General features: G+C 68.7%; 14 protein-coding genes. 11 read left to right on the forward strand and 3 right to left on the reverse strand.

Annotation, left to right across the window (positions count from 1 at the left end):
• The first annotated feature begins 35 nt into the window (after window positions 1-35).
• From ACSQ1W_RS13765 to ACSQ1W_RS13785, 5 genes are all read left to right on the forward strand, one after another.
• Entirely contained in the window at window positions 36-455 is a 420-nt protein-coding gene (locus ACSQ1W_RS13765; protein ID WP_436044230.1) for a hypothetical protein, read from the forward strand.
• A complete protein-coding gene (locus ACSQ1W_RS13770; protein WP_436044231.1) occupies window positions 455-1,015 on the forward strand; it encodes a nucleoside deaminase in 561 nt (186 codons plus the stop codon). The genes ACSQ1W_RS13765 and ACSQ1W_RS13770 overlap by 1 nt, the downstream gene beginning before the upstream one ends.
• 87 nt (window positions 1,016-1,102) lie before the next feature.
• Window positions 1,103-2,155, forward strand: coding sequence for a 23S rRNA (cytidine(2498)-2'-O)-methyltransferase RlmM (rlmM, locus tag ACSQ1W_RS13775; protein WP_436044232.1), 1,053 nt, complete (start codon window positions 1,103-1,105; stop codon window positions 2,153-2,155).
• 40 nt (window positions 2,156-2,195) lie between these two features.
• On the forward strand, window positions 2,196-3,149 hold the full coding sequence (locus tag ACSQ1W_RS13780) for an SMP-30/gluconolactonase/LRE family protein (protein WP_436044233.1): 954 nt from the start codon (window positions 2,196-2,198) through the stop codon (window positions 3,147-3,149).
• Between the two features lie 72 nt (window positions 3,150-3,221).
• Window positions 3,222-3,944, forward strand: a complete 723-nt coding sequence (locus ACSQ1W_RS13785; RefSeq protein ID WP_436044235.1) for a hypothetical protein — start codon at window positions 3,222-3,224, stop codon at window positions 3,942-3,944.
• 6 nt (window positions 3,945-3,950) lie between these two features.
• Here ACSQ1W_RS13785 and ACSQ1W_RS13790 read toward each other — a convergent pair whose 3' ends face one another.
• The 3 genes from ACSQ1W_RS13790 to ubiH are packed head-to-tail and all read right to left on the reverse strand — an operon-like array spanning window position 3,951 to window position 7,522.
• Entirely contained in the window at window positions 3,951-5,075 is a 1,125-nt protein-coding gene (locus ACSQ1W_RS13790) for a Gfo/Idh/MocA family protein (RefSeq protein ID WP_436044236.1), read from the reverse strand.
• A 54-nt stretch (window positions 5,076-5,129) separates the two neighbouring features.
• Window positions 5,130-6,317: a UbiH/UbiF family hydroxylase gene (locus ACSQ1W_RS13795; protein ID WP_436044237.1), complete on the reverse strand. Its 1,188-nt coding sequence runs from the start codon at window positions 6,315-6,317 to the stop codon at window positions 5,130-5,132.
• Window positions 6,314-7,522 (reverse strand): 2-octaprenyl-6-methoxyphenyl hydroxylase, encoded by a 1,209-nt coding sequence (gene ubiH, locus ACSQ1W_RS13800; RefSeq protein ID WP_436044238.1) that lies wholly within the window; start codon window positions 7,520-7,522, stop codon window positions 6,314-6,316. The genes ACSQ1W_RS13795 and ubiH overlap by 4 nt, the downstream gene beginning before the upstream one ends.
• 98 nt (window positions 7,523-7,620) lie before the next feature.
• On the opposite strand from ubiH, the gene ACSQ1W_RS13805 reads away from it, so the two are divergent.
• The 6 genes from ACSQ1W_RS13805 (at window position 7,621) to pdxA (ending at window position 14,704) form a co-directional block, all read left to right on the forward strand.
• Entirely contained in the window at window positions 7,621-8,223 is a 603-nt protein-coding gene (locus ACSQ1W_RS13805) for a hypothetical protein (RefSeq protein ID WP_436044239.1), read from the forward strand.
• Window positions 8,224-8,231: 8 nt separating this feature from the next.
• Window positions 8,232-8,789, forward strand: a complete 558-nt coding sequence (locus tag ACSQ1W_RS13810) for a cob(I)yrinic acid a,c-diamide adenosyltransferase (RefSeq protein ID WP_436044240.1) — start codon at window positions 8,232-8,234, stop codon at window positions 8,787-8,789.
• A 114-nt stretch (window positions 8,790-8,903) separates the two neighbouring features.
• Window positions 8,904-9,812: a histone deacetylase family protein gene (locus ACSQ1W_RS13815; protein WP_436044241.1), complete on the forward strand. Its 909-nt coding sequence runs from the start codon at window positions 8,904-8,906 to the stop codon at window positions 9,810-9,812.
• 125 nt (window positions 9,813-9,937) lie between these two features.
• Window positions 9,938-12,403: an LPS assembly protein LptD gene (lptD, locus tag ACSQ1W_RS13820; RefSeq protein WP_436044242.1), complete on the forward strand. Its 2,466-nt coding sequence runs from the start codon at window positions 9,938-9,940 to the stop codon at window positions 12,401-12,403.
• Complete coding sequence (locus ACSQ1W_RS13825; RefSeq protein ID WP_436044243.1) at window positions 12,400-13,728, forward strand: peptidylprolyl isomerase; 1,329 nt, start codon at window positions 12,400-12,402, stop codon at window positions 13,726-13,728. The genes lptD and ACSQ1W_RS13825 overlap by 4 nt, the downstream gene beginning before the upstream one ends.
• A 1-nt stretch (window position 13,729) precedes the next feature.
• On the forward strand, window positions 13,730-14,704 hold the full coding sequence (pdxA, locus tag ACSQ1W_RS13830) for a 4-hydroxythreonine-4-phosphate dehydrogenase PdxA (protein WP_436044244.1): 975 nt from the start codon (window positions 13,730-13,732) through the stop codon (window positions 14,702-14,704).
• The last annotated feature ends 2 nt before the right edge of the window (window positions 14,705-14,706 follow it).

The raw sequence follows: 14,706 nt of genomic DNA on the forward strand, positions 1-14,706 counted from the left end.
GGCTGGCGCACCACCACCGAAGGAAGGAGTCCGCCATGTCCCGCACCGTGCTGCGTCTGTCGTTCGCCCTGTTGTCCTGCCTTCTTGTAGTCGCGCTGGCAGGTTGCGCAGCGCCCGCCTCCTCCGATGGCACTGCAGGCGATCCGCCCCCGGCCTCGACGCCCTCGCCCAAGCCGACCGGAGGAAACCAGCCGCCGCGCGAGGCCGGTGCGGTCACCGTCGACTACGCCTGCAAGACCAGCGCCGACTGCGCGGTGAAGAACGTCGGCAACTGTTGCGGCGCCATGCCGGCCTGCGTCAACAAGAACAGCCCCACCGATCCGCAGGGCGTGCAGGCGCAATGCGCCGCCAGCGGCCGCATGGGCATCTGCGGCTTCGCCGACGTGACGGCCTGCCAATGCGTCAGCGGCCGCTGCGAATCCGATTCCTCCGTCGCCAAGTTGCCAGCCCAGTAATGCTCTATCAACAGATCCACCTGACCCTGCCCGCCTGGACCCACGATCTGGTCGATCCCGCCGCGACGTACGCGAGCGACGAAGACAAGGTCGCGCTGGCGATCGACCTGTCGCGCCGCAACGTGGACGCCAACAGCGGCGGGCCGTTCGGTGCCGTCGTATTCGGCCCCGACCACCGCGTGATCTCCCTCGGCGTGAACCGCGTGATGCCGCATACCTGCTCGCTGGCGCATGCCGAGACCATGGCCTACATGCTGGCGCAGCAACGCCTGCAGACGCCGCGCCTCAACGACGTGCTGGCGCCGGTGGTGCTGGCTACTTCATCGCAGCCCTGCTGCCAGTGCTACGGCGCCACCATCTGGGCCGGTATCGATCGCCTGTTGATCGGTGCGCGCGCCGAGGACGTGATGCAACTGACCGAGTTCGACGAAGGCCCGTTGCCGGCCGACTGGATCGGCGAACTCAACCGGCGCGGCATCGAGGTCGTGCGCGACGTGCGCCGCGAAGATGCACGTGCGGTTCTGAAGCGCTACGGCGAGCAGGGCGGCGACAAGTACTGATCCTGCGCAGGAGAAGCCATCGCCCCCGGCTTCTCCTGTACCCTGTCGGTGCGGCAGGAGCCGCAGCCACCCGCCATGCCCATCGCCATGTCATCGACGACCGGCCTGCTGGCTTATTGCCGCCAGGGATTCGAACCCGAACTTGCCGCCGAACTGAGCGAGCGCGCCGCGCTGGCCGGATTCGCCGGCTATGCCCGCGCGCAACGCAACGACGGTCACGTCGTCTTTGCCTGCGACCAGGCCGAGGCACTGGACCGTGCGCTGCCGTGGCGCGACCTGATCTTCGCCCGGCAGAAGCTGCGCCTGCTCGCCGAACTGCGCGGCATCGATCCGAAGGACCGCATCACGCCGATCCTCGCCGCACTGTCCGGTGCCGGGCGCTACGGCGACCTGTGGGTCGAGCATCCGGATTCCGACAGCGCCAAGCCACTGGCCGGCCTGGCGCGAAGTTTCGGCAATGCGCTGCGTCCCGCGCTGCGCAAGGCGGGCTTTCTGACCGAGAAGGACGATGCGCGTCTGCCGCGCCTGCATGTCGTCTTCGTGCAGGGCGACCACCTGTTCCTGTGCGTGGCCGACGGCCGTGACAGCGCGCCCTGGCCGCTCGGCATCCCGCGCCTGAAGCTGCTGCCGGACGCGCCGTCGCGCTCGGCGCTGAAGCTGGAGGAAGCCTTTCTCTCGCTGCTCGACGACCACCAGCGCGAGACGCTGCTGAAGCCCGGCATGACCGCCGCCGACCTTGGCGCTGCGCCCGGCGGCTGGACCTGGGTGCTGACCCGCCATCACCTGCGCGTGACCAGCGTGGACAACGGGCCACTGCGCGAACACGTGCTGGCGACTGGACTGGTCGAACATCTGCGTGCGGACGGTTTCCACTGGAAGCCGACGCAGTCGCTGGACTGGATGGTCTGCGACATGGTCGAGCAGCCGCGCCGCGTGGCCGAGCGGATGGCGCAGTGGTTCCGCGAAGGCTGGTGCCGGCATGCGGTGTTCAACCTCAAGCTGCCGATGAAGAAGCGCTGGGACGAGACGAAGCTGTGCCTGGACCTGTTCGCGGACCAGGCAGAACGGCCGTTGCGGGTCAGCGCGCGCCAGCTCTACCACGACCGCGAAGAGATCACGGTATTCGCCACGCCGGGTTGATCCCCGGCGATCGACACCCACGCCACCCGAGGGGAAACGGATGACGTCGCACCGCACCAGCTTGTCGGCCCTCCTCGCGTTCGCGTTCGCGTTCGCGCTCGCACTCGCACTCGCAGGGTGTTCGCACGCCGCGACGGAGCCTGCGGACACGGCGACGGACGCGTTGTACTTCGTGCACGACGTCATCGGCGATGGCGTCTTCAGCGCCGGCATCGAGGGGCCTGCGGTCGGCCCCGACGGCGCGCTGTACGCGGTCAGCTTCGGTCGCGACGGCACCATCGGCCGGGTGACGTTCGATGCACAGGGCAACGGCAAGGCGGCGCTGTTCGTCACCTTGCCGGAAGGCAGCACCGGTAACGGCATCCGCTTCGACGTCGACGGCACCATGTACATCGCCGACTACAGCGGCCACCACATCCTGCGTATCCCGCACGGCACGCAGCGGGTGGAGGTGCATGCCTCGATGCCGCAGGCGAACCAGCCGAACGACATCGCCATCTCCCCGGACGGGACGCTTTACGCCAGCGACCCCCAATGGGCCGACAACACCGGCCAGCTGTGGCGGATCGACCGCAGCGGCACGCCGCATCTGCTGGAAAGCGGCATGGGCACGACCAATGGTGTGGAAGTCAGCCCGGACGGGAAGCGCCTGTACGTCAACGAAAGCGTGCAGCGCAACGTGTGGGTCTACGACATCCGCGCAGACGGCAGCGTCGGCAACAAGCGCCTGCTGATCGCCTTCGACGATCACGGCATGGACGGGATGCGTACCGACATCAAGGGCAATCTGTACATCGCCCGCTACGGCGCCGGCGTGGTCGCGGTGATATCCCCCGATGGCAGGCTGCTGCGCGAAGTGAAGCTGAAGGGACAGAAGCCCACCAACGTCGCCTTCGGCGGCCAGGACGGCCGCACGGTCTTCGTCACCCTGCAGGACCGGGGCGCCATCGAGGCCTTCCGCACCGAGCATCCCGGTCGCGAAGCCGGCCTGTGACCGCAGGCACCCGGCGTCTCAGGCCGTGACACCCCGGCGTGGCAAGATGCCTCCCTGATACGGAGACCGACGATGCTGCCCATCGAACTCAAGGACCCTGCCGCGTTCGGCACCGAGTTCCTGCGCCTGACCCTGCTGCAGGGCTTCCAGTCGCTGACCAAGCGCGACCTGGAACTGCTGATCTTCGTGTTGCTGGAGCGCGATGGCGCCATCGGCCGCGACGAGTCCAACTTCACCGTCGCCGGCAAGCTGCGGGTGACGCCGGCGAAGATCAAGGCGCTGCGTCGCGACGGCTATGCCCGCTGGCGCGCGCTGGTGCCGGAGGAGCGCGACGCCGCCCTGCAACGCATCGTCGCCAGCGCGCTGACCGAGGCGAACCTGAAGTCGGGCGCGAAGCATGTCAGCGAACGCAGCCGCAAGGACGGCTTCCTCGCCATCCGCGTCGAACACCCGGACGACCACCAGCAGTTCGAGCAGGCCATCCTCGACGTCGGGGCGCTGCCGGTCTACGAGCGCAACCGTGAAGTGGTGGCGGTCCGCTTCGATACGCTGCTGGCGATCGCCGAGCGCTGGGGTTACCTGCAGCCCGATCCCGCGGCGGTCACCGAGGCACTGAAGCAGCTGACGCCGACGTCCGAAGAAGTCGCCGACCTGCTGAAGAAGGACGTCACCAAGCTGCGCTGGCAGGACGCGCGCAACGCGCTCAACAGTCTCGGCGCCAAGGCGGTGGCCAGCACCGCCGAAGGTGGACTGAAGGGACTGCTGAAGATCGTGTTTCCCTTCATCCCGGGCTGACCGGGATCAAGCCGCGGCGATCTCAACGCGCGTCCCGCCGGCGCGCGCGGAGGCAAAGATCGCGTCCAGGGCCAGCATGTCGCGCCAACCCTCCTCGCCGGGCACGCGTGGCGGACGGCGCTCCAGGATGGCCAACGCATCGGCATCCATCTGCCGCGCCTGCTGCGCGGGCGTCGCGCCGATCACCGCATCGAAGCGGCGGCCGTCGCTGGCTTCGCCTCGTACGCCTTCGTAGGCCTGGAACGGCGACAGTTCGTACCAGCCGTCCGTGCAGTCCGCGCGCAGCCGGTTCATGTTTTCGCCGAAACTGGTGGCGCAATCCGCCGTCGCGCCATGGGGAAATTCGAGACGGAAGCGCATCGTTTCGTCGACACCCTGGAAGATGTCAGGCCGCTGCACGGACGGCGTCGCCGTCACCGCGATGGGTTCGGCACCTGCGGTGTAGCGCGCCGCATTCAGTGCGTACACGCCCATGTCGTACATCGCACCGCCGCCCCGCGCAGCATCCAGCCGCCAGTTGTCGCCGCTGCCGCCGTCGAACCCATGGAACCCGGCCTCGGCGCGGATGCGTTGCAGGCGACCGAACGGCCGCGACGCCGCCAGCTCCATCACCGCCTGCGTATTCGGTTCGTGCTGCATGCGGTAGCCGATCGCCAGTTGCACGCGGTGCGTCCGGCAGGCGTCGATCATCGCGCGCGCCTCGGCCGCATCCATCGCCATCGGCTTCTCGCACCACACGTGCTTGCCGGCCGCGGCGGCGCGCAGGGTGAACGGCTTGTGCAGGTGGTTGGGCAGCACGACGTAGACCACGTCGATGTCAGGGTTGTCGGCGATGCGGTCGAAGCTTGCGTAGTCGTAGATATTTCGGTCAGGAATGCCGTAGCGACGCTGCCATGTCTCCGCCTTGGTCGGCGTACCGGTGACGATGCCCGCCAGCCGGCAGTGCTGCGTCATCTGCAGGGCGGGCGCGAGCAGATCGCGACTGTAGTAGCCCAATCCCACCAGCGCGACGCCGATGGGGCGCCGTCCCCGGGCGCGTGCGTTCGGCAGCATGCCAGCCACGCCCGCGGCACCCAGGGCAGCGAGCAGGCGTCGGCGTAAACGATCGGGGGATGCGTGTTCGACGGCCATCGCGGATGCCTCGGGCGGGAACCACGAGGCTACCGCATCAGCGAGCGCGGCGTTTCAGCGCGCGCGCTGACCCGCAGCGTGCCGCCAGAAGAAATCCATCAGCGGCGGCAGCTTGCCGGCCAGGCCCAGCAGCGGACCGCGCAACAGGGTCAGGTGCATCTCGTCGTTGGAGAACACGCGGTTGATACCCTCGAAAGCGTAGGCGGCGGTCGCGTTCTCGCTGCGGCGCTGGCGTGCCCAGCGCTCGATCCGGTGCATCGCGGCCCAGTCGACACGACGGCCCTGCGCGGCACGGATGCCATCGCGCAATGCGGCCACGTCACGCAGGCCGAGGTTGACGCCCTGCCCCGCCAGCGGATGCACGACATGCGCCGCATCGCCGGCGACGACGATGCGGCCGGCCACGTAGTCCTTCGCCAGCTGCCGCTTCAGCGGGAAAGCGGCGCGCGGCGATGCCGCTTCCACCTGGCCGAGCTTGCCGCCCATTGCCAGCGTCAGTTCCCGGCCGAACGCGGCATCGTCCAGCGTCAGCACGCGCTGCGCCTCATCGTCCGGCAGTGTCCAGACGATCGAGCTGAGCCCGTCCGCGAACGGCAGGAAGGCCAGTGGCCCGGTCGGCAAGAAGCGCTGCCAGGCGGTGTCTTCGTGCGGCATGCCGGTGCGCACGAATGCCACCACGCCGCGCTGCACGTAGTCATGCGCGGCGACCTCCAGGCCGGCGAGACGGCGCAAGGTGGAATCAGCGCCATCGGCCGCCACCGCCAGCCGCGCATCGAGGCGCGATCCGTCGTCCAACCGGAGCGTCACGCCGGTGTCGTCCTGCTCCATCGCCTCCACGCGTGCCGGGCAGCGGACCTGCACGCCGGCCGCCGGCAACGCGGCCCACAGCCGGTCGACCAGCAGTGCGTTCTCGACGATCCAGCCCAGCTGCGTGCGGCCCAGCGCATCGGCATCGAAGCGCAGTTCGTCGCCACCGCCGGCATCCCATACCCGCATGCGCCGATAGGGCTGCGCACGCGCGTCGCGCACGGCGCTCCACGCACCTGCTTCGTCGAGCAGCGCCGCGTTGTCCGGCGCGAACGCATAGACACGCAGGTCCGATTGCGCCGGTGACCAGGACAGAGGCTCGCGCCCCTCGACCAGCACGACGTCCAGTCCCTCGCGCGCCAGCACCAGCGCGCAGGCGGCACCCACCACGCCGCCACCGACGACGGCGACATCGATCTGTCCACGCCGCTTCATGCGGCCTCCCCGCGGCACAGCGCCGGCACATCGCCACGGAAGCCCATCGCACCGCCCACCAGGAACGACTGCAACGACGGCTGCGCATCCACCGCCACCAGGCCCAAGCTGCGCAGCGGCTTCAGCAACGGCGACGGGTTGGCGGTCAGTCGCGCCAGGCCGTCGGAAAAGGCCAGCGTGCGCTCGCGGTCTTCCTGCCGGCGCGTGGCGTAGGCAGCCAGGCTGGCCGCATCACCCGGATCGTCGCGGCGGGCGATCTCCTCGGCCAAGGTCAGCGCATCGCGCAGGCCGAGGTTGAAACCCTGTGCACCGATCGGGTGGATCGTCTGCGCCGCGTTGCCCAGCACGACCGCACGGTCGGCGACCAGTCGCTGCGCGACGACACGGACGATCGGATACGCACTGCGGTCGCCGCTGCCGGTCAGGCGGCCGATGCGCCAGCCCACGGCATGCTGCAGCCGTGCCAGCCAGGCCGCTTCGTCCAGTGCGGCGACGGCATCGGCTTCATCACGGGCTACGCCGTGGATAACGCCCCAATGGCGGTCCCCGCGCGGCAACAGTGCAGTCGGGCCGGTATCGCAGAAGCGTTCGTAGGCGGTGCCGTCGGGCGCCTGCGTGGCGCGCACGCGCGCCACGAACAGGGTTTGGCCGTAGTCGTGTTCCTCCACGCCGATGCCGAGCGCCTCGCGCACGGCACTGCGGGTGCCGTCGGCCGCAACGACAAGGCGGGCGTGCAGCGTGCGTTCGCCATCGGCATCGGCGATCCGCAACGCACGGTGCCCCGCTTCGTCCTTTCCGAACCCGACAAAGCGCGCCGGCCGATACCGTGTCAGCCGGATCAGCCCGTCGAGCCGGGCCTCCAGCGCCTCGCCGAAGTCGCGCGCCACCACCACCTGGCCGAACATCGCGCGACCGTAGTCGTCGGCATCAAGGCGCACCCGACCGAAGTCGCCCTGACGGCTGATGTGGATGCGGCGGATCGGCCCGGTCGGCGTGCGCAACTGCTGCATCACGCCCAGCGCCGTCAGTGCATTGACCGTCGCGGCGGCGAAGCTGAGGTTGCGCTGGTCGAACACGGCGGGCATCTGCCCGGCAGGACTGGCTTCCACCAGCCCCACGTCCAGTCCCTGCCGGTCCAGGGCGATGGCCAGGCTGGCGCCGACCAGTCCCCCGCCCACGATCACCACGTCATGCCGTTCTTTCATGCGTCCATGATAGCGCCCCGCCTCCGACCCTCCCGTCCGTCGGCATGCGGCACGCAGGCTCCGGTAGAATGCGGGGCTGAGTCTCCGGAAACGTGCCGATGAACACCACTTCCCAACGCGTCCTCGTGCTGACGCTGGTCGCCGCCCTGCTGGTCCTGACCCGTCTGCACCTGCCCACCACGTTCGGCCACATCGGCCCGTTGCCCGATGCCAGCTGGGCCGCATTCTTCATCGGCGGCTACTACCTGCGCACGTGGTCGCGCTGGGCGTTCCCGCTGTTCATGGCCACCGCGGTCGTCGTGGACTACATCGTCATCAGTGGCCAGGGCATCAATTTCTGGACCCACTACTGCGTGTCGCCGGCGTACTGGTTCCTTCTGCCGGCCTACGGCGCGATGTGGGCCGGCGGCGCGCTGCTGCGTCGCTACCAGTCCGCCAACCACGGCCGCACGCTGGCCCTGCTGGTCGGCAGCCTGCTGGCCTCGGTCACCGTATGCCACCTGCTGAGCCAGGGCAGCTTCTACTGGCTGAGCCCGGTGGTCAGCGAGCCCACCGTCGCCGGCTGGTGGAAGAACTTCAGCGACTGGTACGTGCCCTACCTGCGCGTGGCCGCGATCTACGTGGGCCTGGCGGTCATCGTGCACGTGGTGGTCGAGCAGGTCGTGCGCCTCGCCAAGCCGCACGGCCGCACCGCCGACTGATCCGGCCGATGGGCAACCGCCTTTCGAAGATCTACACCCGTACCGGCGACGACGGCAGCACCGGGCTGGGCGACGGCACGCGCGTGGGCAAGGATTCCGCGCGCGTCACCGCCTACGGCACGGTGGACGAAGCCAATTCGGCCATCGGCGTGCTGCTGGCGGTGCCCAACGTGCAGGACGACATCCGCGCGCTGCTGACCACCGTGCAGCACCAGCTGTTCGACCTGGGGGGCGAGCTGTGCATCCCCGGCCATGCCGCGATCACCGGCGATGACGTCGACGCGCTGGAACGGCAGCTGGACCACTACAACGACGACCTGCCGCCGCTGAAGGATTTCATCCTGCCGGCCGGCGGTGAGGCGGCTTCGCGCTGCCACCTGGCCCGCACCATCGTGCGCCGCGCCGAACGCGAGACTGTCACCCTGGCCCGCCACGATGCGGTGCGGCCGGAGGCGATCCGCTACCTCAACCGGTTGTCCGACCTTCTGTTCGTGCTGGCCCGCGTGCTGGCCCGCGCCGACGGCCAGGGCGAAGTGCTGTGGAAGCACGAGCGGCGGCATTCCTGACCGCGGGGCCTTCCCCCAAGGTCGAGTGACGGCGCGGCCGGCACCGCGCATAGAATGGTCCCCGACATCCATCGGGAGAGGCGGTTCCCGCCCTGACGGGGCAACGCCGGCACCTTGATCATCTACACCCACCCTGCCTGCCTGTTGCACGATCCGGGTCCCGAGCACCCGGAGCGTCCTGCACGACTGGAAGTCGTGCTCGAGGCCCTGCGCGAACATCACGCCGACGCCGACTGGCGCGAAGCGCCGATCGTGAAACTGGGCGACCTGCGGCGCGTACACGACGAGACCCTGGTGCGCGACGTGCTGGAGGCCGACATCGCCGGCTACCGCATGCTAGATCCGGACACGGTCATCTGCCCGGCCTCGCGCGCGGCAGCGCTGCGGGCGGCCGGCGCGGGCGTGGCGGCGGTGGATGCCGTGATGAACGGCGACGACCGGACGGTGTTCTGCGCCGTTCGCCCGCCGGGCCATCATGCGACCGGCACGGCGGCGATGGGCTTCTGCCTGTTCAACAACATCGCGGTGGCGGCTGCCTATGCCTGCGACAAGCACGGGCTGGAGCGGGTGGCGGTGATCGACTTCGACGTCCACCACGGCAACGGCACCCAGGCCATCTTCTACAACGACCCGCGCGTGGCCTATTTCAGCAGCCACGAATCCGGTATCTACCCGCATAGCGGCACCCCGTACGAGCGCGGCGTCGGCAACATGTTCAATGCCCTGCTGCCGCCGGGCAGCGGCGGCTTCCGCTTCCAGAACACGTGGGCCGACGAACTGCTGCCCGCCCTGGAGGACTTCAAGCCGCAACTGCTGCTGATCTCCGCCGGCTTCGATGCCCACATGCGCGACCCGCTGGCCGACCTGATGCTGGAGACCGAGGACTTCGGCTGGCTGACACGCAAGCTGCGTGACGTGGCGCGACGCCATGCCGGTGGCCGGGTCGTTTCGATGCTCGAAGGGGGGTACGACCTGGAGGCTCTGCGCGACTGCGCGAAGGTCCACGTGGACGAGCTTCGCTGACCCGGAAGGCCCACGGGCCGGTCGCTGAACCCTGCCCGTCATCGCCCGGAGGCCTTCATTGCCCGCATGCATGGGATGCGGCAAGCTAACGACCGTTTTTCGTCCGACAGCGAGCCCAGCACCGCGTGCGCACCGCCCTCCGCCTGCTCCCGTTGCCCTTCAGCATCGCCCTGTGCCTGCCCGCACTGGCGGACGATGAGAAGCCTGAAAGCTGGGCGCTCTGCCCGATCCAGGATGTGATCCCGGCCTTTGGCGGCGCGCCACAGCCTTCCGCTGCGGGCAGCCCGCAGGCAACCCGCGACCAGCGTGCCGAACAGGCCACCTCCATCGAGGGCGACAGCCTCGGGGGAACCGAGACCAATCTGGAGTACCAGGGGAACGTGGCCCTGAGCCGTGGCGACCAGTTCCTGGGTGCCGACAACCTGAAGTACGACCAGGAGAAGGACACCTACGTCGCCGACGGTCACATCCGTTACCAGGACACCGGCATCCGCCTGATCGCCGACACGGCGCGCGGCAACCAGGAGGCCGATACCCACCAGATCGACAACGTCCGCTACCAGCTCGTCTCCCGCCGGGGCAATGGCGGCGCCGATCGCATCGACATGAAGGGGCCGGAAGGCAGCCTGCTGCATTCGACCTATTCCACGTGCGATCCCGAAGACCGCCGTTGGGAACTCCGCTCGCGGCGCATCGACATCAACACCGATGATGGCTGGGGCGTGGCGCGCGGCGCGACGATCCGCCTCGGCAAGGTGCCGGTGCTGTACGTGCCCTACCTGAAGTTCCCGATCGACGACCAGCGCCACACCGGCCTGTTGTACCCGGCGATCGGCCTGTCGGGGCGCAACGGCTTCGACTGGAAGCAGCCCATCTACCTGAACCTGGCGCCGAACTACGACGCCACGCTCGAGCCCCGCATCATGACCGAGCGCGGCTTCCAGCTCGGCGCCGAGTTCCGCTACCTCTACGAGAAGGGCCGCGGCGAAATCCAGGGCAGCTGGATGAACAAGGACGACCTGGTCCGGGACCGGATGAGCGAGTCCACCTATGACCCGGACAACCAGAACAATCCCGATCCGGACGATGGGCGTGGATTCCTGTCGTACGTCGGCTCCCACCGCTTCAACCGGAACTGGCAGGCACGCGCCAACCTGATCTGGCTCAGCGATGCGCGTTATCAGGAAGATTTCGGCAACTCGCTCTATGGCCAGGCATTCTCCTCAGTCACGAGCACGGCGGGCGTCTACGGCGCAGGCGAATACTGGACCGCGGGCCTGATGGCCGACCACTGGCAGCTGTCGGACTACCTCAGCAGCGAAGGTTCGCTCCCGTACAACCGCCTGCCGCGCACGTACCTCAACTGGAACCAGCCGTTGAGCCGCTGGATCAGTGTGGGCGGGCATGTGGAGGCCGTCAGGTTCCAGCACGATGAAAAGGCCGGCGGCAGCCGCCTCGACATCAAACCGACGATTTCCTTTCCGATCCAGGGCGCGGCCTGGTATGTCACGCCTACGCTGGCATACCGGCACACCGAGTACCGGCTTGAAGCCGATCTCGCACAGGAGACCGCCGTTCGTCAGGCACGTGCGGCGTATGGCGTACCTGCCAACCAGGTGACGCCGGCGATGATCGCCGAGTTCTATGACCGCTCCCCCAGCCGCAGCCTGCCGATCGGCTCGCTGGATGCCGGCGTGTATTTCGACCGCGAAACCGAGATCAAGGGCGACCGCTTCCTGCAGACGCTGGAGCCGCGACTGTTCTACCTCAATGCGCCTTATCGCGATCAGGGCGGCCTGCCGATCTTCGATACGCGCCCGTTCAACTTCAGCTACGGCCAGCTGTTCCGCGACAACCGCTATACCGGCCCGGACCGCCAGACCGATGCCAACCAGCTGACGCTGGCGCTGACCACCCGGCTCCTGCGCCAGAAGGACGGCTTCGAGCGCCTGTCGGCGAGCATCGGCCAGATCCGCTATTTCGATGACGTGCGGGTAACGGCGCCGAACGAAGTCCCGCTGGAAAAAGGCAAGTCGGCCTGGGTGGTGGACGCCAACTATGCCCCCACCGATCGCTGGACCATCGGCGCCTCCTACCAGTGGGACCCGAAGTTCCGCCGGGAAGATCTGGCGAGCGTGCGTGCGCGCTACCTGCTGCCGGATGACGGCGTGGTCAACATCAGCTACCGCCGTCGCCGCGATGTGCTGGAACAGGCCGATTTCTCGTTCCTCTATCCGGTGACGCCGTCCTGGAGCGTCGTCGGCCGCTACTACCATTCGTTCTACCGCGACGAGCAGCGCGGCATCGAGCCCGGCCTGCTGGAAGGCGTCGCCGGCGTCCAGTGGGACAGTTGCTGCCTCGCCGTGCGCGCACTGGTGCGCCGCTACGTGCGCAACCGCGAGGGCGACATGAACACCGGCTTCCAGCTCGAGTTCGTCCTGAAGGGCCTGGGCTCGGCGGGCCAGGACACGGACCGTACGCTGCGCCGTGCTATCCTCGGTTACTACCGAGACGACCTCTATCTCGTCCCACCGAGCAATATCGCGCCGCGTCCGGACGACACCTCCTACGCTCCGGATCCGATGCCATGACCAAGCCGTTTTCCCGCCTCTTTATCGCCGGCCTGCTGACCCTGTCGACGGCTGCCGTGCCCGTCCTGGCGCAGACCCTCCAGCCGCTGGACCGTATCGCGGCGGTCGTCAACGAAGACGTGGTGCTGCAGAGCGAGCTCGACCGCGCCGTGCAGAACGTGCTGACCCAGTACGCCAACCAGCCGGGCCAGCTGCCGCCGCGCGCGGTGCTGGAACGCCAGGTACTCGAGCGCCTGGTGCTGGTCAAGCTGCAGGTCGCGCGTGCAGCGGAGACCGGCGTACGCGTCAATGACGCCGACCTCAACAACGCGGTCAACGCCGTTGCCCAGCAGAACGGCACCACCCCGGACGGTCTGCGTCAGCGGCTGGAAGCCGATGGCATGTCGTTCCCGGAGTTCCGCAATTCGCTGCGCGACGAAATCACCATCCAGCGCCTCAAGCAGGGCTTCGCGCAGACCCGCGTGAACGTCAGCGAGGGCGAAGTCGATGCCGCGCTGGCCGCCCAGGCCGCCAGCGGTACGCAGTACCGCTTGGCCCACATCCTGGTTGCGCTGCCCGACGGCGCCAGCGCCGAACAGATCAGTACGGGCCAGGGCAAGATCGACGGCGTCAAGGCGCTGGTCGACAAGGGCGAAATCGAATTCGCCGCCGCCGCGGTGCGCTATTCCGACAGCCCCAACGCGCTGGAAGGCGGCGACCTGGGCTGGCGCAGCGTGGATGAAATCCCGACCGCCTTCGTCGAGATGCTGAAGGGCATGAGCCCGGGCCAGGTCGTCGGTCCCCTGCGCGGCCCCAGCGGCTTCCAGCTGCTGAAGCTGGTGGAGACGCGCGACGCCGCGCAGGCCGAGAAGCGTTCCGTCGAGGAGTACAACGCACGCCACATCCTGGTTCGCATCACCCCGACCCAGGATGCCGCGGCCGCAAAGGCCAAGATCGACACGCTGCGCGCCCGCATCGCCGGCGGTGCCGATTTCGTCGCCGTGGCCAAGGAATCCACCGAGGATGCGAACAGCCGCGATGACGGTGGCGACCTGGGCTGGTTCCCGGCCGATGCGTTCGGTCCGGCATTCGGCAGGGAAGTGACCGGCCTGCAGGATGGCCAGGTGAGCGCACCATTCCGCACGGACGCTGGCTGGCACATCGTCCAGCGCGTTGGTGCCCGCCAGACCGACGTGACCGACCAGAACCGCCGTGCCCAGGTCCGCGACACCATCGGCCGCCGCAAGGCGGAAGACGAGTACAACCGCTACCTGCAGGAACTGCGTGGCGAAGCCTACGTGAACTTCCGTAGCGGCGACCGCGCCGAGACCACGCCGGGCGGCTGACATGACGCCCCGGCTGGCGCTGGTCCCGGGCGAGCCTGGCGGCATTGGACCGGAGCTCTGCGTGCGGTTGGCGCAGGTGCTCCGCCAGGACTGCACCCTGCTCGCTTTCGGTGACGCCGCCACCCTGGGCGCCGCGGCGGACGTGCTGGGCCTCCCGCTCCGCCTGCTTGCAGAACACGATGTCGCCACCCAGCCTGGCGACCTCCGCCTGCGGCCTGTTCCGAACGCGGTGGCCACTACGTTCGGCAAGACCGAACCCGGGAATGCACGGGCCGTCATCGATGCGCTGACGCACGCGGCGGATGCCTGCCTTCAGGGTCGGCTGGACGGCGTTGTGACGGGCCCGGTGCACAAGGCCGCCATCAATGCGGGCGGCATCGCCTACAGCGGCACCACCGAACTGCTCGCCGACCATGCCGGCCGGCCGGTGGTGATGATGCTGGCGAACGACATCGTGCGCGTCGCGCTGGCGACGACCCACCTGCCCTTGCGCGCTGTCCCCGATGCGATCACATCCGCGGCGCTGGAGCAGGTCCTGCGCATCACGCACACCGCGCTGCGCAGCGACTTCGGCATCGCCGATCCCGTCATCGCCGTACTCGGCCTCAATCCGCATGCGGGCGAAGCCGGGCATCTGGGGCACGAGGAGATCGAGGTCATCGAACCGCTGCTGCACGCGTTGCGCGCGGACGGCATGCGCCTGGAAGGTCCGCTGCCCGCCGATACCGCCTTCCTGCCGCAGAAGCTGCAGGGCTTCGATGCCGTGGTCGCGATGTACCACGACCAGGGCCTGCCGGTACTCAAGTACAGCGGTTTCGAGCAGGCGGTGAACCTGACGCTGGGCCTGCCGTATCCGCGGGTGGCGGTCGATCATGGCACCGCGCTCGACCTGGCGGGCAAGGGCATCGCCGACCCGTCCAGCCTGTTCGCGGCGGTCGCCACGTGCGCGCGGATGGCGGCCCGTCGCGCACGCTGAGG

This window comes from Pseudoxanthomonas sp. LjRoot143, assembly GCF_964252945.1.
GTDB lineage: Bacteria > Pseudomonadota > Gammaproteobacteria > Xanthomonadales > Xanthomonadaceae > Pseudoxanthomonas_A.